Origin of the sequence: Streptomyces sp. NPDC058620 (assembly GCF_042717135.1) — a bacterium.
Classification (GTDB): domain Bacteria; phylum Actinomycetota; class Actinomycetes; order Streptomycetales; family Streptomycetaceae; genus Streptomyces.
This window is the reverse complement of the sequence record NZ_JBHXQO010000004.1, coordinates 189,192-206,727: the sequence shown is the minus strand read 5'-3', so window position 1 is coordinate 206,727 and position 17,536 is coordinate 189,192. Positions and strand designations below refer to the sequence as shown.

The 17,536-nt window shown below is 70.5% G+C and carries 12 protein-coding genes and 1 pseudogene; 12 read left to right on the top strand and 1 reads right to left on the bottom strand.

Annotated elements, in window-relative coordinates; translation table 11 throughout:
• Positions 1-304 precede the first annotated feature (304 nt).
• From ACFWSK_RS07250 to cimA, 10 genes are all read left to right on the top strand, one after another.
• Entirely contained in the window at positions 305-1,363 is a 1,059-nt protein-coding gene (locus ACFWSK_RS07250; protein ID WP_383782871.1) for a S1 family peptidase, read from the top strand.
• Between the two features lie 63 nt (positions 1,364-1,426).
• Complete coding sequence (locus ACFWSK_RS07245) at positions 1,427-1,966, top strand: GNAT family N-acetyltransferase (RefSeq protein ID WP_383782870.1); 540 nt, start codon at positions 1,427-1,429, stop codon at positions 1,964-1,966.
• A 351-nt stretch (positions 1,967-2,317) separates the two neighbouring features.
• Complete coding sequence (locus ACFWSK_RS07240) at positions 2,318-2,446, top strand: hypothetical protein (protein WP_328906033.1); 129 nt, start codon at positions 2,318-2,320, stop codon at positions 2,444-2,446.
• An 89-nt stretch (positions 2,447-2,535) separates the two neighbouring features.
• The gene (locus ACFWSK_RS07235) at positions 2,536-3,573 is read left to right on the top strand and encodes a 3-isopropylmalate dehydrogenase (RefSeq protein ID WP_383782869.1); all 1,038 of its coding nucleotides are present in this window, start codon (positions 2,536-2,538) and stop codon (positions 3,571-3,573) included.
• 254 nt (positions 3,574-3,827) lie between these two features.
• Entirely contained in the window at positions 3,828-4,931 is a 1,104-nt protein-coding gene (locus ACFWSK_RS07230; RefSeq protein ID WP_383782868.1) for a branched-chain amino acid aminotransferase, read from the top strand.
• 195 nt (positions 4,932-5,126) lie between these two features.
• Positions 5,127-5,813, top strand: a complete 687-nt coding sequence (gene ureA, locus ACFWSK_RS07225; RefSeq protein ID WP_383782867.1) for an urease subunit gamma — start codon at positions 5,127-5,129, stop codon at positions 5,811-5,813.
• Positions 5,813-7,495 carry an urease subunit alpha gene (locus ACFWSK_RS07220; protein WP_383782866.1) on the top strand — a complete coding sequence of 561 codons (1,683 nt, stop codon included), beginning with the start codon at positions 5,813-5,815 and terminating at the stop codon, positions 7,493-7,495. The genes ureA and ACFWSK_RS07220 overlap by 1 nt, the downstream gene beginning before the upstream one ends.
• 39 nt (positions 7,496-7,534) lie before the next feature.
• Positions 7,535-8,560 carry an agmatine/peptidylarginine deiminase gene (locus tag ACFWSK_RS07215; RefSeq protein ID WP_383782865.1) on the top strand — a complete coding sequence of 342 codons (1,026 nt, stop codon included), beginning with the start codon at positions 7,535-7,537 and terminating at the stop codon, positions 8,558-8,560.
• 57 nt (positions 8,561-8,617) lie between these two features.
• Positions 8,618-9,235: a TetR/AcrR family transcriptional regulator gene (locus ACFWSK_RS07210; RefSeq protein ID WP_383782864.1), complete on the top strand. Its 618-nt coding sequence runs from the start codon at positions 8,618-8,620 to the stop codon at positions 9,233-9,235.
• Between the two features lie 331 nt (positions 9,236-9,566).
• Positions 9,567-11,174, top strand: coding sequence for a citramalate synthase (cimA, locus tag ACFWSK_RS07205; RefSeq protein ID WP_383782863.1), 1,608 nt, complete (start codon positions 9,567-9,569; stop codon positions 11,172-11,174).
• A gap of 10 nt (positions 11,175-11,184) precedes the next feature.
• On the opposite strand, the pseudogene ACFWSK_RS07200 reads toward cimA, so the two are convergent.
• Positions 11,185-13,053: pseudogene (locus ACFWSK_RS07200) on the bottom strand (ricin-type beta-trefoil lectin domain protein).
• Between the two features lie 289 nt (positions 13,054-13,342).
• Between ACFWSK_RS07200 and ACFWSK_RS07195 the strand changes: the two are divergent.
• Both ACFWSK_RS07195 and ACFWSK_RS07190 read left to right on the top strand, forming a co-directional pair.
• A complete protein-coding gene (locus ACFWSK_RS07195; RefSeq protein ID WP_383782862.1) occupies positions 13,343-14,317 on the top strand; it encodes a LacI family DNA-binding transcriptional regulator in 975 nt (324 codons plus the stop codon).
• Positions 14,318-14,432: 115 nt separating this feature from the next.
• On the top strand, positions 14,433-17,528 hold the full coding sequence (locus ACFWSK_RS07190; protein ID WP_383782861.1) for a glycoside hydrolase family 3 N-terminal domain-containing protein: 3,096 nt from the start codon (positions 14,433-14,435) through the stop codon (positions 17,526-17,528).
• Positions 17,529-17,536 lie beyond the last annotated feature (8 nt).

Below are 17,536 nucleotides of genomic sequence, written 5' to 3'. Positions count from 1 at the left end.
GGGGGCGCCCCATACCCCCCGGGGGTGCCCGTTCCCCCCCCCAATAACGTACCCGTGGCCCCCCCCCACCCCCACCCCCACCCCCCACCGGGTCTTACCCCCCGGGGGCGCCCGCCGGGCCCCCCGCCACGAGTCCCGCCCCCCGTCCGGCCCCCCAGCCGGCCGGGGGGCGGTTTCCATGTGTGCCCGGGTCTCCGCGGCCGCCGTTTCCGGCCACGCACTCTTGCGGCATAGGTAATGCGCATGTCAAATTCCTTGCTCGGTACGTACGTCCCCACACGTCATCCGAGAAGGAGTTCCCCCCATGAGACGCACCCTTCGTGCGCGCATCGGCGTTTCCCTGCTCGTCGGCGCGACCCTCGGCCTCGGCGCGACCCCCGCCGGGGCCGAGGCCGTTCCCGCCGCGAGCGCCACCCCCGCCCCGGCCGCCTACGCCCTGGACGCCACGCTCGAACGGCAGCTCGGAGCGGACAGTGCGGGCAGCTACCTCGACGCGAAGACCGGCGGCCTCGTCGTCACGGTCACCAGCGACCGCGCCGCCGGACAGGCCCGTGCCGCGGGGGCCACCGTCCGCCGGGTGACGCGCAGCGCGGCGGACCTCGAAGCCGCGATGGACGCCCTGGAGGCCGGTGCGAAGATCACCGGTACGTCCTGGGGCATCGACCCCCGGACCAACCAGGTCGCCGTGGAGGCCGACGAGTCGGTCTCCGTACGGGAGATGGCACGCATCAGGGCCGTCGCCGGCCGGCTCGACGGAGCCGTCCGCATCGCCAGGGTGCCCGGCGTCTTCCACCGCGAGGTCGCGGGCGGCGGTGCCATCTACGGTGGCGGGAGCCGCTGTTCGGCCGCGTTCAACGTCACCAAGAACAGTGCCCGGTACTTCGTGACGGCCGGCCACTGCACCAACATCTCGGCCAACTGGTCCGCCAGTTCGGGCGGAGCGGTGATCGGCGTCCGGGAGGGCACCAGCTTCCCGACCAACGACTACGGCATCGTCCGGTACACCGACGGTTCCGCCCCCGCCGGAAACGTCGACCTCTACAACGGCAGCTTCCAGGACATCGCCTCGGCCGCCGACGCGGTCGTGGGCCAGGCCCTCAAGAAGAGCGGCTCCACCACCAAGGTGACCAGCGGCACGGTCACCGCGGTCAACGTGACCGTCAACTACGGCGACGGCCCCGTCTACAACATGGTCCGCACCACCGCCTGCTCGGCCGGCGGCGACAGCGGCGGCGCCCACTTCGCCGGCTCCGTCGCCCTCGGCATCCACTCGGGCAGCTCCGGCTGCACCGGCACCAGCGGCTCCGCCATCCACCAGCCGGTCAAGGAGGCCCTGGCCGCGTACGGCGTCACCGTGTACTGACCCGTCAGGCGCCCTCTGTCCGGCGGCCTGCCGGACAGAGGGCGCACCTGGCAGGCTGGGTCCATGACCCGTCCGGCCACGCTGCACACCGCGCACACCCACGAGCTGACCCCGCCCCTTCTCGACGGCATCCGGGCGTTCCTGGACACGGCCTTCGACGGGGACTTCGCCGACGAGGACTGGGATCACACCATGGGCGGGGTCCATGTCCTCGTACGCGGGGACGGCGGCGACCTCCTCGCCCACGGTGCCGTCGTCCCGCGGCGGGTGGTGCATGCGGACCGCTCGTACCGGATCGGATACGTCGAAGGGGTGGCCGTCCGCGCCGACCGGCGGCGCGAAGGGCTCGGCGGCCGGGTGACGGCGGCGCTGGAGGGCGTCATCGACGGGGCGTACGCCTTCGGTGCGCTGTCCGCGTCCGAGGCGGGAGCCGGTCTGTACGCGTCCCGCGGCTGGGAGGTCTGGCGAGGGGGTATCGCCGCCCTGGGGCCCCGGGGACTGCTGCCGCTGCCGGACGAGGAGGGCAGCACGTACGTACGCGGCGGTCCGGAACCCCGCGCGGGGGCGCTGATCTTCGACTGGCGCGACGGCGACATTCTCTGACCGCCCGCCCCGTGAACCATTCTGTACTCCCTCGCCGGTGCGCCCCGGGAGCGAGGCGTACGAGCGGCTGAGGCTGCTCCGGGTGGCCGGCATCCAGGACTTCGGACGACGGGTTTCGACGTGCCCGTCTCAGATAGTAGGAAGTCCGAGTAATTGTGGAGACAGAACGGCCCTCCTGTCCTAGCTTTGTAGAAGCCGAACGACTCGCTCGATCAAGCGACTGGCGGTTGTGAGCGCGTGCCCCCGAGCAGGCAACCCCTGCGGCACGCTCCCCGCCCCTTCCGGCGCCTCGAAATCCCGATCTCGAATCTCGATCTCGAAATCCTCGCGATCTCAAGGAGTCGATCCACCATGGCCGAGACCACTGTCCGCCGCGTCCGTCACGCCCACCGCCCCACCGAGTCCGAGCGCAAGAACGCCGCCGCCGCGCTCCAGCGGGCCCTCGACCGCAGGGACAACGGCGGCTCCACCGGCCACTGAGGGCCGGCCGGGCCGCACCCGCCCCATGCCCGCTGTCCGCATGGCGGACAGCGGATGTCATGGGATGGGACGACCAGTAGGGTGCCGATATGTCTCGCAGCATCAATCTCGCAGTGATCCCCGGTGACGGTATCGGCCAGGAGGTCGTGGCCCAGGGCCTCAAGGTCCTCAACGCTGTACTCCCGCAGGATGTGAAGCTGGAGACCAAGGAGTACGACCTTGGTGCCCAGCGCTGGCACCGCACCGGTGAAACCCTCCCGGACGCGGAGCTGGAAGCGCTCAAGAGCCACGACGCCCTCCTGCTCGGCGCGATCGGTGACCCGTCCGTGCCGTCGGGCGTCCTGGAGCGCGGGCTCCTGCTGAAGCTGCGTTTCGCCTTCGACCACTTCATCAACCTGCGCCCGTCGAAGCTCTTCCCGAACACCGCGACGCCGCTCGCCGGCCGCCCCGACATCGACTTCGTCGTCGTGCGCGAGGGCACCGAGGGTCCGTACACGGGCAACGGCGGTTCGCTGCGTACGGGTACGGAGCACGAGGTCGCCACCGAGGTCAGCATCAACACCGCGTTCGGTGTCGAGCGGGTCGTCCGTGACGCCTTCGAGCGGGCGAACGCCCGCCCGCGCAAGAAGCTGACGCTGGTCCACAAGAACAACGTCCTCGTGTACGCGGGCCACATGTGGAAGAACATCTTCGACAGGGTCGGGACCGAGTATCCCGAGGTCACCACCGACTATCTGCACGTCGACGCCGCGACGATCTTCTTCGTCACCCAGCCGGAGCGCTTCGACGTCATCGTCACCGACAACCTCTTCGGTGACATCCTCACGGACCTCGCCGCCGCCGTGACCGGCGGTATCGGCCTGGCCGCCTCCGGCAACATCAACCCGACGGGCACGTTCCCGTCGATGTTCGAGCCGGTCCACGGTTCTGCCCCCGACATCGCGGGCCAGGGCAAGGCCGACCCGACCGCCACGATTCTCTCCGTCGCCCTTCTGCTGCGGCACCTCGGTTACGAGACCGAGGCCGTGCGCATCGAGGACGCCGTCTCCGCCGATCTCGCGGAGCGCGACGGCACTCGTACCACCGACGAGATCGGCGACGCCCTCGCGGTACGAGTAGCGAGCTGACCCGACGACTCCACTTCGAAGCCGCCGGGTCGCGACGCACCCGGCGGCTTCTCCTATGCGGTCTCCGGGTGCCACCATCGACCCTGGACCGCAATCACGTCATTTCGCGCACGGCCGCCCCCGGGAGATAATCGAACGCGGGGCCGTGGCTCGCGGCATTGCTCGGACGTCCTAGGACCTCTCCGACAGCCGTCGGGCGGCAGAGGGCGTGAGCGCGGTCCATCACACACAAGACCGGTGAAGGACACGCACTCATGACGACGCCCACGATCGAGCTCAAGCCCTCCTCGAACCCGCTGTCCGACGCGGAGCGCGAGGCGATCCTGGTCAGCCCCGGCTTCGGCCGCCACTTCACCGACCACATGGTGACGATCAGGTGGACCGAGGGCAGGGGCTGGCACGACGCCCAGCTCGTCCCGTACGGCCCGCTGTCGATGGACCCGGCCAACATGACGCTCCACTACGCGCAGGAGATCTTCGAGGGCCTCAAGGCGTACCGCCAGCCCGACGGCACCGTGGCCAGTTTCCGTCCCCAGGCCAACGCCGAGCGCTTCCAGCGGTCCGCCGCCCGGCTGGCGATGCCCGAGCTTCCGGTCGAGACGTTCATCGCGGCCTGCGACGCCCTGGTCCAGCAGGACAAGGCGTGGGTTCCGGAGCACGGCGGCGAGGAGTCCCTCTACCTGCGCCCGTTCATGATCGCGGCCGAGGTCGGTCTGGGCGTGCGGCCCGCTAACGAGTACCTCTTCATCGTCATCGCCTCGCCTGCCGGCGCGTACTTCCCCGGTGGCGTGAAGCCCGTCTCCATCTGGCTCTCCGAGAACCGCGTCCGCGCCGTCCCCGGCGGCATGGGCGACGCCAAGACCGGTGGCAACTACGCGGCGTCCCTGCTGGCCCAGGCCGAGGCCGCCGCACAGGGCTGCGACCAGGTCGCCTACCTCGACGCCGTGGAGCACAAGTGGGTCGAGGAGCTCGGCGGCATGAACCTGTACTTCGTGTACGGCGGCAAGGACGGCAAGAAGCGCCTCGTCACCCCCGAGCTGACCGGCTCCCTCCTCGCGGGCGTCACCCGCGACTCGCTGCTCAAGGTCGCCCGTGACCTCGGATACGAGCCCGAGGAGGGCCGCGTCTCCATCGACCAGTGGAAGGCCGACACCGAGAACGGCACGCTGACCGAGGTCTTCGCCTGCGGCACCGCCGCCGTCATCACGCCCGTCGGCACCGTCAAGACCGCCGACACCGAGTGGACCCAGGGCGACGGCACGCCCGGCGAGGTCACGATGAAGCTGCGTGACCGCCTGCTGGACATCCAGCGCGGCATCGCCGAGGACACGCACGGCTGGATGCACCCGCTCGGCTAGGGGCCCTCGCTCAGCACTGCTCACCCGCTCAGGCGCCGTACGGGTTCGTACGGCGCCTGAGTCGTACCGTCCGCGGGCTTTCCTTGTGCTGCAATTTGAGTGCTGCTCAAAGTAGTGAAGCAGTTGCATCTCACAGGGCTTCCAGCATCACCTACTCCCCGTTAGAGTGCTGTTCTAACCAGGAGGTGTGGTGACATGAGACTGACCCCGACCGAGCGCGACCGGCTGCTGCTCTTCGGAGCCGCCGAACTGGCGCGGGCGCGCCGGGCGCGTGGGCTGAGGCTCAATGTCCCCGAGGCGACCGCGCTCATCGCGGACACCGTCTGCGAGGCGGCCCGCGACGGGCGGCGGCTCGCGGAGGCCATCGAGGCCGCGCGTGCCGTGCTGGGGCCCGACGACGTCCTGCCCGGAGTGGCGGACGTGGTCACCGAGGTCCATGTGGAGGCCGTCTTCGACGACGGCTCCCGGCTGGCGGTCGTGTCCTCGCCCATCGGGGGCGGGGGCCTCGGCGAGGAGGCACCCGGCGCCGTACTGCCCGCCGCGCCGCACGCCGAGCCCGAGCCGGCGCTGCGGCTGACCGTGCGCAACACCGCGACCGTCCCGGTCAGCGTGACCTCGCACTTCCACTTCTTCGAGGCCAACCCCCGGCTCGACTTCGACCGGGCCGCGGCCTACGGCATGCGGCTGTGCGTGCCCGCCGGCTCATCGGTCCGCTTCGATCCGGGCGGCGGGGCCGAGGTCGGCCTCGTGCCGATCGGCGGCGCGCGGATCGCGATCGGCTTCGCGGGCCTGGTCGACGGCCCGCTGGACACGCCCGGCGCGAAGGAAGAGGCCCTGCGGCGCGCGGCGGCCTGCGGCTATCTCGGAGCGGAGGACGCCTGATGGACCCCTACGAATACGCCTCGGTGCACGGGCCGCGGGCCGGGGACCGGGTCGTTCTCGGCGACTCCGGCCTGGTGGTGCGTGTCGAATCGGACGCGCAGCGGACCGGCGACGAATTCCTCGCCGGATTCGGCAAGACCGCACGCGACGGGCTGCATCTGAAGGCGGCCGCCGTACGCGACACCTGTGACGTCGTCATCAGCAATGTGCTGGTCATCGACGCCGTCCTGGGGATCAGGAAGGTCTCCATCGGCATCCGCGAGGGCCGCATCAGCGCGATCGGCCGGGCCGGGAACCCGGACACCCTCGACGGCGTCGACGTCGTCGTCGGCACCGGGACCACCATCGTCTCCGGCGAGGGCATGATCGCCACGGCCGGCGCCGTGGACACCCATGTCCACCTCCTGTCGCCGCGCATCATGGAGGCGTCGCTCGCCTCCGGTGTCACCACCGTCATCGGTCAGGAATTCGGCCCGGTGTGGGGGGTCGGCGTCAACTCGCCGTGGGCGCTGCGCCACGCCTTCAACGCCTTCGACGCCTGGCCGGTCAACATCGGCTTCCTGGCCCGTGGTTCGTCCTCCGACGGCGCTCCGCTGGTGGAGGCCCTCGCCGAGGGCGGCGCATCCGGTTTCAAGGTCCACGAGGACATGGGCGCCCACACGCGCGCGCTCGACACCGCCCTGCGCGTGGCGGAGGAGCACGACGTGCAGGTCGCCCTGCACAGCGACGGACTGAACGAATGCCTGTCCGTCGAGGACACCCTGAGCGTCCTGGACGGCCGGACCATCCACGCCTTCCACATCGAGGGCTGCGGCGGCGGTCACGTACCGAACGTCCTCAAGATGGCGGGCGTGCCCAACGTCATCGGCTCCTCCACCAACCCGACCCTGCCCTTCGGCCGGGACGCGGTGGCCGAGCACTACGGGATGATCGTCTCCGTACACGACCTCAAGACCGACCTGCCGGGCGACGCCGCGATGGCGAGGGACCGGATCAGGGCGGGCACGATGGGCGCCGAGGACGTGCTCCACGACCTCGGTGCGATCGGCATCACCTCCTCGGACGCGCAGGGGATGGGGCGGGCGGGCGAGACCGTGCGCCGCACCTTCGCGATGGCCGGGAAGATGAAGGCCGAGCTGGGGCCGCTGGAGGGCGACGGTCCGCACGACGACAACGCCCGTGTCCTGCGCTACCTCGCGAAGCTCACGATCAACCCGGCCCTGGCGCACGGTCTCGCGCACGAGATCGGATCGATCGAGGTGGGCAAGCTCGCCGACATCGTGCTGTGGAAGCCGCAGTTCTTCGGGGCGAAGCCCCAGCTCGTACTGAAGTCGGGCTTCCCGGCGTACGGGGTGACGGGTGACCCGAACGCCGCCACCGACACCTGTGAACCGCTGGTCCTGGGACCGCAGTTCGGGGCCTACGGGACCACCCCGGCGGACATCTCGGTGGCCTTCGTGGCGAAGGCCGCCACCGAGCTGGGCTCCGACCTGATGCCCACGCGGCGCCGCAGGGTCGCCGTGCGCGGCACCCGGGGGATCGGTCCGGCGGACCTGCGCCTCAACTCCCGGATCGGTGCGGTGGGTGTGGACGGGGACAGCGGTCTGGTCACGCTGGACGGAGCTCCCGTGCGTTCCGAACCGGCCGAATCGGTCTCCCTGAACCGGCTCTACTTCCTTTAGGCACACGTCCCTTCAAGCACACGTTCCCTGGAGTACGACATGAGCTACCGTATGCCGCCCGAGTGGGCTCCGCACGAGCGGACCTGGATGGCGTGGCCGGGCCCCAACGTCACCTTCTCCGGTGACGACCTCGCCGAGTCCCGCGAGGCATGGGCCTCGGTCGCCCGGGCCGTACGCCGTTTCGAGCCGGTGACCATGATCGCCGGCCCGGGCCAGGCGCAGGAGGCCCGCGGTCTCCTCGGCCCGGACATCGAGGTGGTCGAGCGCGAGCTGGACGACGCCTGGATGCGCGACATAGGCCCCACCTTCGTCACCGACGGCACCCGGCTGGCGGCCGTCGACTGGGTCTTCAACGGCTGGGGCGCACAGGACTGGGCCACCTGGGAGCACGACGCGAAGATCGCCCGCCATGTGGCGGACCTCGCGGGTGTGCCCGTGCACAGCTCGCCCCTGGTCAACGAGGGCGGCGGCATCCACGTCGACGGCGAGGGCACGGTGCTGCTCACCGAGACGGTGCAGCTGGGTCCGGAGCGCAACCCGGGGTGGACGAAGGCCGGGGCCGAGGCCGAGATCCACGCCAGGCTCGGCACCACGAAGGCGATCTGGCTGAAGCGCGGCCTCACCGGCGACTACCCGCCCCACGGCTACGGCACCCTCGGCCATGTCGACATCGTCGCCGCCTTCGCGGGGCCCGGCGTGGTCGTCGCCCACACCCAGCCCGACCCGTCCCACCCCGACCACGCACTCTGCCGGGAGAACGTGGAGATGCTCAGGTCGCAGACGGACGCGAAGGGCCGCCGCCTGGAGGTCGTCGAGGTCCCGGCGCCGACGGTGGTCCAGGACGAGGACGGCCGGTGGGTCGACTACTCCTACATCAACCACTACCTCTGCAACGGCGGTGTGGTGCTGTGCGCCTTCGACGACCCGCGCGACGAGCACGCCGCGGACATCCTCCGCCGTCTGCACCCCGGCCGTACGGTCGAGCTGGTCGACGCCCGGACGATCTTCGCGGGCGGCGGCGGCATCCACTGCATCACCCAGCAGCAGCCGGCCGTGCACGGCTGAGCCGCGGATCCGGTAGAACGTACGGGTGAACGAGATGCTCTGCGCCCCGGCCGCAGCATGACCACGCCACCCGCCCGCCGGCGCAATATCGCCCCGCCCCGGGAGTCCGTGCTCGCGGCGGCCATGGCCACCATCGCCGAGCGCGGGCTCGACGGGCTGACCATGGCCGGGCTCGGGCGCGAGGTCGGGATGAGCAGCGGGCACCTCCTCTACTACTTCCGGACCAAGGACGAACTGCTCCTCCAGACCCTGGAATGGAGCGAGGGCCGTCTCGGCGCCGAGCGCGGTGCCCTGCTCTCCCGGCAGGCGTCCGTCGCCGAGCGGCTCGACGCGTACGTGGACCTCTACGTACCCGAAGGGCCGCGCGACCCCCACTGGACGCTCTGGCTGGAGGTCTGGAACCGCTCGCAGAACGCCGACGCGGACGCGCGCGGACGGCAGGCGGCGATCGAGGGGGCCTGGCACCGGGACCTGGTGGCGCTCCTCGCCGAGGGGATCTCGCGCGGCGAGTTCCGTTCCGTGGACCCGGACCGCTTCGCCGCCCGGCTGCGGGCCCTGCTCGACGGATTCAGCGTCCATGTCGCCGTCGGCATACCGGGTACGGGGCGCGAGCAGGTCCTCTGCCATGTACGGGAGTTCCTGCGGGACGCGCTGTTCCCCTTTCCCGGCCCCTGAACCCAGGAGTGGGCCTGCGAGCGTCTGCGACGGACGTCACGACCGCATTCTGAGACGGGCCGGGAGACGGGGGCGTCGCTGTGCAAGACTGCCTCCGTGTCCTCGTTCGTCATGATTATTGGCAACAGGCGCGCCGGTCCGCAGTGATCGTCCCGTACCACCACGTACGGCGCGGCCACCGTGCCCCAGACCCGCGCGCAGACCTCTCGCACCCGCGAGAGGTTTTTTCGTTTTCCGGCCCTCACCTCGGCCGGGGCGGCGCACGCGGGATGATGGGGGCAAGTGGAGCCCGATCGTCCGGTATCCACTCATCCGACAGGAGTCAGACAGCATGACCACCAAGGCCACGGCCACCGACGACAGCTTCCATGTCTTCGACACCACACTGCGCGACGGTGCACAGCGTGAAGGCATCAACCTGACGGTCGCGGACAAGCTGACCATTGCCCGCCATCTGGACGACTTCGGCGTCGGCTTCATCGAGGGCGGCTGGCCGGGCGCCAACCCGCGCGACACGGAGTTCTTCGCCCGCGCCGCGCAGGAGATCGACTTCGCCCACGCTCAGTTGGTCGCCTTCGGGGCGACCCGCAGGGCGGGCGGCAGCGCGGCCGACGACCCGCAGGTCAAGGCACTCCTCGACTCCGGTGCGCCGGTGATCACCCTGGTCGCCAAGTCCCACGACCGCCATGTGGAACTGGCCCTGCGCACCACGCTGGAGGAGAACCTGGAGATGGTGCGCGACACCGTCTCCCACCTTCGCGAGCAGGGCCGGCGCGTCTTCGTCGACTGCGAGCACTTCTTCGACGGCTACCGCGCCAACGCCGAGTACGCCAAGGCCGTCGTCAGAGCCGCCTCCGAGGCGGGCGCCGATGTCGTCATCCTGTGCGACACCAACGGCGGCATGCTTCCCGCGCAGATCCAGGCCGTCGTCGCCACCGTCCTCGCGGACACCGGGGCCCGCCTCGGTATCCACGCCCAGGACGACACCGGCTGCGCCGTGGCCAACACCCTCGCCGCCGTCGACGCGGGCGCCACCCACGTCCAGTGCACGGCCAACGGATACGGCGAACGGGTCGGCAACGCCAACCTCTTCCCCGTCGTCGCCGCCCTGGAACTCAAGTACGGCAAGACCGTCCTCCCCGAGGGCGCGCTCGCCGACATGACCCGCATCTCGCACGCCATCGCCGAGGTCGTCAACCTCACGCCCTCCACCCACCAGCCCTACGTCGGGGTCTCCGCCTTCGCCCACAAGGCCGGACTGCACGCCTCCGCGATCAAGGTCGACCCGGACCTGTACCAGCACATCGATCCGGAGCTCGTCGGCAACACCATGCGGATGCTCGTCTCCGACATGGCGGGCCGCGCCTCGATCGAGCTCAAGGGCAAGGAACTCGGCATCGACCTCGGGGGCGACCGCGAGCTCGTCGGGCGGGTCGTGGCCCGGGTCAAGGAGCGCGAGCTCCAGGGCTACACGTACGAGGCGGCCGACGCCTCCTTCGAACTCCTGCTGCGCAGCGAGGTCGAGGGCCGGGCCCGCCGCTACTTCCGTACGGAGTCCTGGCGCGTGATCACCGAGGACCGCCCCGACGGCACGCACGCCAACGAGGCGACCGTGAAGCTCTGGGCCAAGGGCGAGCGGATCGTCGCCACCGCGGAGGGCAATGGACCGGTCAACGCACTGGACCGGGCGCTGCGCGTCGGTCTGGAGCGGATCTACCCGCAGCTGGCCAAGCTGGAGCTGGTGGACTACAAGGTCCGCATCCTGGAGGGCACGACCGGCACAGACTCCACCACCCGGGTACTGATCACCACGGGTGACGGAGCCGGCGACTGGTCGACGGTGGGCGTGGCCGAGAACATCATCGCGGCCTCCTGGCAGGCACTGGAGGACGCGTACACCTACGGCCTGCTGCGGGCGGGCGTCGAGCCCCTCGACTAGCCGGACCGTCTCACTGGAGCCGCCACTTCTGGTTGGCGGCTCCGGTGCACGTCCAGATCTGGGCGCGGGCCCCGTTCGCCGAGGACTGGTCGGTCACGTCGAGGCACTTGTCCGCGGCCGTGTTGACGAGGTCGCCGGTCGCGGGGTCGTACGTCCAGCGCTGGGCCCCCGTCCCGTTGCAGGTGTACAGCTGGACCTTCGCTCCGTTCGCCGTCGACCCCGAGGTCACGTCAAGGCAGGCACCGAGCACCCGGACGGAACCGTCGCCCGGGACCGTCCAGCGCTGGTTGGCCGCGCCGGTGCAGTCCCAGATCTGGACGGGGGTGCCGTCCGCGCCGCTGTTGCCCGTGGCATCGAGGCACTTGCCGCCGATGCCGGTGAGGGCGCCGGTGCTGCCCGCCGGGCCGGACGGGGCGCCCGACCAGGTGAAGGTCGCCGCGGTGCGGCCCGGGAGGGAGTAGGTGAACTTCTGCCCGCCCCAGTTGACGGTGACCGGCTGGGCGGACGTGGAGCCGTTGTAGGCGATCAGCGCCTTGGAGCCGTCCGGGTTGCGCCAGGCGACGTTGGGCACCGTCGAACTGGCGGTGGAGGCGATGCGCGCGGCGCCGGGCCGCACGAACTTCGTCAGGTGACCCATCGTGTAGTACTCGACCGTATAGTCGACCTGCCCGTGCCTGCTGTCCCCGTTGTGCACGGTGATCAGCCCGTCGCAGGTGCCGCAGCCGCCGTTGTGCGGGCCCCGGTTCTGGTCCACGGCCAGCGACCACTTGGTCACCGACTTCGCCCAGTTCCGGGTGTAGTCGATGATGTTGAGCATGTCCTCGCGCTGCTGGTCGGCGATCCACGTGCCGCCCGAGTGCTCGGTCTGGAAGGCGTCCAGCCCGGGGTACTGGTTGTGCACGGAGGTCTGCTTGGCGATGTCGCCGCCGTAACCGTGTCAGGCGATCCCGCCGAAGTTGGGGTGGCTGCGCACGGCCGCGTCGTCCACGGTGGCCGCCGCGTACGCGTCGTAGGTGTCCCAGTTCCAGTCGTGGGCGAGCACCTTGGTTGCCAGGCCCGCCGACCGGAGCTTCGGCAGCAGCTCGCTCTTGGTGAAGTAGGCGAGTCCCGGGCCGTTCCAGCTCATGGACGGATAGCCGGAACAGCAGGTGGGTTCGTTCTGCGCGGTGACGTAGTCGACCGTTATGCCCTGGTCCTTGTACGCCTGGAGGTACTTCACGAAGTAGTTGGCGTACGCGCCGTAGTTCTCGGCCTTCAGCCAGCCGCCGTTCAGCTGCCCGGTGTCCTTCATCCAGGCGGGCGCGGTCCACGGGGACGCGACCGTCGTCAGCGCGGGGTTGAGCTGCTTTGCCTGCTTGGTGAGCGGCAGTACGTCCTGCAGATCGTGTGCGATCGAGAAGTTGGCGAGGTTCGGGTCGGTCTGCCCGGCCGGCATGTCGTCGTACGTGTAGCCGAACCGGGCGAGGTCGGAGCCGCCCATCGGATTGCGTACGAACGAGAGCCCGATGCCCTCGGTGGGGGAGAACAGCTTCCTCATCGTCGCGTCGCGGGTCGACTGGCTGAGCGCGCCGCTGCCCTTCATCAGCCAGGCGGCCGTGTCGGTGAACGAGGCGCCGCCGCCGGTGAAGGTCTGGTAGCGGGTGTTCTCGTCGACCGTGATGTTCGTGCCCGAGCCGCCGTTCCCCGCGCCGAAGCTGATCGGCGCCTGGGTCTGGAGGCCACGGGTGACATGGCGGCCGCCTGAGTCGTCCGTGGTGGTCAGCACGATGTTCACGCTCTCGCCCGCGGCCTGTGCGGTACCGGAGGAGAGCCCGGCCAGACCTGCGGTCGCGAGCGCCGTGGCGAGAAGGACCCTCGCTGCTCTGCTGGTTCGGATCATGGCTGCTGCCTTTCTCGGCAGAGGTGTGGGGTGTGCCGTCGAACGTGGCGTGAGTGAAACGGTCGTTACGTGTCCGCGTCAAGTAGCCCGTGCGTTCACGAATTGAACGGACAAGGCGTCCGGCCAGGTGGGGGAATGGGTACGGACCAATCTCGACGTGAAGTATTGACGGCACCTTTTCCGCGGGGTTAACTCCAGCCGCAACGCCGGTACCGGTTCCGGTAGCGGTTGCGGAACCGGTACCGGAACCGTGGTTCCCGCCCTGCCCCGCCTTGCCCCGGAGGCCTTGATGCGTGTCACCATCGCCGATGTCGCCCGCGCGGCCGGCGTGAGCAAGACAACGGTGTCCCGGGTCGTCAACGCCAAGGCCGACGTGGACGGTTGCACGGCCGACCGTGTTCGGGAAGTGATCGCACGCCTCGGCTATGTGCCCAGCTCGGGTGCCGTCGGACTGGCCCGCGGCAGCAGCCGTACGGTCGGGATGCTGGTGCCCTCGCTGACCTGGCCGTGGATGGGTGAACTCCTTCAGGGAGTCGTCGACACGGTCGAGGCCGCCGACTACGGACTGCTGCTCTTCACCTGCAACCGGGGTGCCGAGTCCGTGCGGCGTTTCACCGGACAGGTGTCGGCACGCGCCTTCGACGGACTCGTCGTCGTCGAACCGGAGAACACCCTCGGCCATCTCACCGCGCTGCACCGGGCGGGCCTGCCCATCGTGCTCATCGACGACCGCGGCCACCATCCCGAATTCCCCTCCGTCGTGACCACCAACCACGAAGGAGGCGCCTCGGCGGCCCGCCACCTGCGTGACTCGGGACGCACCGGTCCGCTGGTCGTGACGGGCCCGCAGACCTTCGGCTGCGTACGCGACCGGATGCGGGGATTCCGCTCGGTCCTGCCCACCGATCTCGTCGTGCGGGGAGATTTCACCGAACACGGCGGCCGGCTCGCCATGGAGCAATTCCTCGCATCCGGCGCGGAGTTCGACTCGGTCTTCGCCCACAACGACATCAGCGCGGTGGGCGTGCTGAGGGCCCTGCGCGCGGCCGGCCGCCGGGTTCCTGACGACGTGGCGGTGGTCGGCTTCGACGACATACCGCTCGCCGAGCACACCGAACCGCCACTGACCACCGTGCGCCAGCCCACCCGGGAGATGGGTGAAACGGCGGCGCGGATGCTGCTCTCGCACCTCGGCGGCGCCGCGGTACCGGACGAACCGGTGGTGCTGCCCACCGAACTGGTGGTGCGTCACTCGGCGCCGTAACGGGCCGGGCCGCCACGGCCGGTCCGCCTCTTCCCCCGGAACCACCCCGGCCTCTCCTGTCCGACTCTTCCCTCCGGACCCTTCCCCGGACCCCGCAGTCCCCACTGGAGCCGCAATGCCACGCACCCCGCACACCCGCGCCCGCCACAGGGCAAGACCGGCCACGGCCGCGCTCGCCGCTGTCACGGTCCTCGCCGGACTCCTGGCCGGAGCCGTCCCCAGCGCGGCAGCCGAAGGCGACGACCCCGCACCGGTCCTCGTCGACCGGTTCGAGGGCGAGGTCCCGCTCGGCAATCCGCCCGCGGACTCCCTCTTCACCTGGGGCGGCGACGCCGACGACCATCCGAAGCTGGAGCTCAAGGAGCGGGCCGACGCCCCCGAGGGCGCCAAGGTCCTGCAGGGCACCTACGACATCAGCGCCTGGGGCGGGCTCAGCCACGAGTTCGCCGTGGACCAGCCGCCGAAGAACTGGACCACCCACAAGGGCGTCCGCTTCTGGTGGTACGGACAGAACACCGCGCCGCTGCCGCCCGGTTCGGGCAAACGGATCAACTTCGAGATCAAGGACGGCGGCGCCAACGGCGGCGCGTCCGAGCTGTGGACGACCTCCTTCACCGACGACTGGGAGGGCTGGCACCAGATCGAGATCCCGTTCGCGGACTTCGTCTACCGGACCGACTACCAGCCCGTCGGCGGCATCGACCAGGTCCTCGGCCTCGACGAGATGTGGGGCTACGCCCTCACGCTGCCGACCGGAGCCCCCGGTGCCTTCGCCATGGACGGCGTCGAGCTGTACGGGAAGCCCGACCCGGCACTGAAGTCGAGCGTCGTCGTCGACTCGGCCGTGCACCCGGTGAAGGAGGGTGCCTCGGCCGGCATCGAGATCTCCGTCGCCACCACCGGCTCCCTCCCCATCGAGGAGCCCGTCACCGTCGCGTACACGACCAAGGGCGGCAGCGCCGCGTCCGGCGCCGACTACACACCGGTCACCGGCACCCACACCTTCCCCGCGGGCACCGCGTCCGGCACCTCGCACACGGTCACCGTGGCCACCGCTAAGGACGGGGACGCGGAGCCGGCGGAGACGGTCCCGGTCGAACTCACCGTCACCGGAGCCAAGCCGCCCAAGGAGAACCCGCAGGTCGTCATCGACGCCCACGGACTCCCGTACCAGGACGCGAAGCTCCCGGTGAAGAAGCGCGTCGCCGACCTGGTGTCGCGGATGTCGCCCGCCGAGAAGGCCGGCCAGATGACCCAGGCCGAGCGGAACGCGCTGAAGTCGCAGGGCGACATCGCCGCGTACGACCTCGGCTCGCTGCTCTCCGGCGGTGGCTCCGTACCCACCCCGAACACGGCAGCGGCCTGGGCGAAGATGGTCGACGCCTACCAGCTGCGCGCCCAGGCGACGCGCTTCCAGATCCCGCTGATCTACGGCGTGGACGCGGTGCACGGCCACAACAACGTGATCGGTTCGACGATCATGCCGCACAACATCGGCATCGGCGCGGGCCGCGACCCGAAGCTCGCCGAGAAGACCGGTGCGGTCACCGCGAGCGAGGTCCGCGCCACGGGCATCCCCTGGGACTTCGCCCCCTGCGTCTGTGTGACCCGCGACGAGCGCTGGGGCCGTTCCTACGAGGCGTACGGCGAGGACCCGGCCCTGGTGGAAGCCATGGAGACGGTCATCAAGGGCATGCAGGGCAGTCCGTCCGGCAAGGACCTGGCCCGCGACGACAAGGTGCTGGCCAGTGCCAAGCACTTCGTCGGCGACGGCGGCACGGAGTTCGGCTCGTCCACCACGGGCGCGTACACGATCGACCAGGGCATCACGAAGGTCACCCGCGAGGAGCTCGAAGCGGTGCACCTCGCCCCGTTCGCCGAGGCCGTCGAGCGGGGTGTCGGCACGGTCATGCCGTCCTACTCCTCGCTCGACATCATCGGCGACGACGCGGGCCCGGTGAAGATGCACGCGCACGCCGAGATGATCAACGGCGTGCTCAAGGACCGGATGGGCTTCAAGGGCTTCGTCATCAGTGACTGGCAGGCCATCGACCAGATCCCCGGCGACTACGCCAGTGACGTCCGTACGTCGGTCAACGCCGGACTCGACATGATCATGGTCCCGACCGCGTACCAGGACTTCACGAGGACGCTCAAGGACGAGGTCGCCGCGGGCCGGATCAGCCAGGCCCGGATCGACGACGCGGTCTCCCGCGTCCTGACGCAGAAGTTCCGTCTCGGGCTGTTCGAGAAGCCGTACGCGGACCCCGCCAACCTGGACGAGGTCGGCTCGGCCGGACACCGTGCCGTGGCCCGCGAGGCGGCGGCCAAGTCCCAGGTCCTGCTCAAGAACGACGGCGCGGTCCTCCCGATCGAGCCGTCCCGGAAGGTGTACGTCGCCGGTTCGAACGCCGACGACCTCGGCAACCAGGCCGGCGGCTGGACCGTCAGCTGGCAAGGCGCGTCCGGCAGGATCACCACCGGTACGACGATCCTGGAAGGCATGAGGAAGGCGGCCGACGACCCGGCCTCCGTCACCTACTCCAAGGACGCCTCCGCCCCCACGGACGGCCATGACGTCGGAGTCGTGATCGTCGGCGAGACCCCGTACGCCGAGGGCATCGGCGACGTCGGCAACGGCCACGACCTGGAGCTCACGGCCGCCGACCGGGCAGCCGTGGACACGGTCTGCGCCGCCATGGAGTGCGCCGTCCTGGTCGTCTCCGGACGCCCGCAGCTCATCGGCGACAGGCTCGGCTCCATCGACGCCCTCGTGGCCTCCTGGCTGCCCGGCACCGAGGGCGACGGCGTGGCCGACGTCCTCTACGGCAAGCGGGCCTTCACCGGACAGCTCCCGGTGACCTGGCCGAAGTCCGAGGCGCAGCTGCCGATCAACGTCGGCGACGCGGCCTACGACCCGCAGTTCCCCTACGGCTGGGGTCTGACCACGCTCAGGAAGGCGCCGACGGGAGGCGAGCTCACCCTCTCCGCCCTCGCCGTCGCCGCGCACGTCGCGGAGAAGGCCGGCCTCGGGAGGACCCCGCAGGGCAAGGCGATCGTGGATCAGGCGAGGCTGCTGGTGCAGGAGAGGACCGAGGGTGAGGTGACCGCGGCGATGTCCAAGCCGTTCGCCGACGCCGACCACCTGCTGCTCTCCGGCGACCTCACGGGGGCGGTGGCGAAGCTCCGCGCGGCCTACCGCGCCGCGTAAACGCGTAA

Excerpts from the sequence above, each read along its gene's own strand:
- ACFWSK_RS07250 (WP_383782871.1), top strand. The coding sequence starts at position 305 with ATGAGACGCACCCTTCGTGCGCGCATCGGCGTTTCCCTGCTCGTCGGC.
- ACFWSK_RS07245 (WP_383782870.1), top strand. The coding sequence starts at position 1,427 with ATGACCCGTCCGGCCACGCTGCACACCGCGCACACCCACGAGCTGACC.
- ACFWSK_RS07240 (WP_328906033.1), top strand. The coding sequence starts at position 2,318 with ATGGCCGAGACCACTGTCCGCCGCGTCCGTCACGCCCACCGCCCCACC.
- ACFWSK_RS07235 (WP_383782869.1), top strand. The coding sequence starts at position 2,536 with ATGTCTCGCAGCATCAATCTCGCAGTGATCCCCGGTGACGGTATCGGC.
- ACFWSK_RS07230 (WP_383782868.1), top strand. The coding sequence starts at position 3,828 with ATGACGACGCCCACGATCGAGCTCAAGCCCTCCTCGAACCCGCTGTCC.
- ureA (WP_383782867.1), top strand. The coding sequence starts at position 5,127 with ATGAGACTGACCCCGACCGAGCGCGACCGGCTGCTGCTCTTCGGAGCC.
- ACFWSK_RS07220 (WP_383782866.1), top strand. The coding sequence starts at position 5,813 with ATGGACCCCTACGAATACGCCTCGGTGCACGGGCCGCGGGCCGGGGAC.
- ACFWSK_RS07215 (WP_383782865.1), top strand. The coding sequence starts at position 7,535 with ATGAGCTACCGTATGCCGCCCGAGTGGGCTCCGCACGAGCGGACCTGG.
- ACFWSK_RS07210 (WP_383782864.1), top strand. The coding sequence starts at position 8,618 with ATGACCACGCCACCCGCCCGCCGGCGCAATATCGCCCCGCCCCGGGAG.
- cimA (WP_383782863.1), top strand. The coding sequence starts at position 9,567 with ATGACCACCAAGGCCACGGCCACCGACGACAGCTTCCATGTCTTCGAC.
- ACFWSK_RS07195 (WP_383782862.1), top strand. The coding sequence starts at position 13,343 with ATGCGTGTCACCATCGCCGATGTCGCCCGCGCGGCCGGCGTGAGCAAG.
- ACFWSK_RS07190 (WP_383782861.1), top strand. The coding sequence starts at position 14,433 with ATGCCACGCACCCCGCACACCCGCGCCCGCCACAGGGCAAGACCGGCC.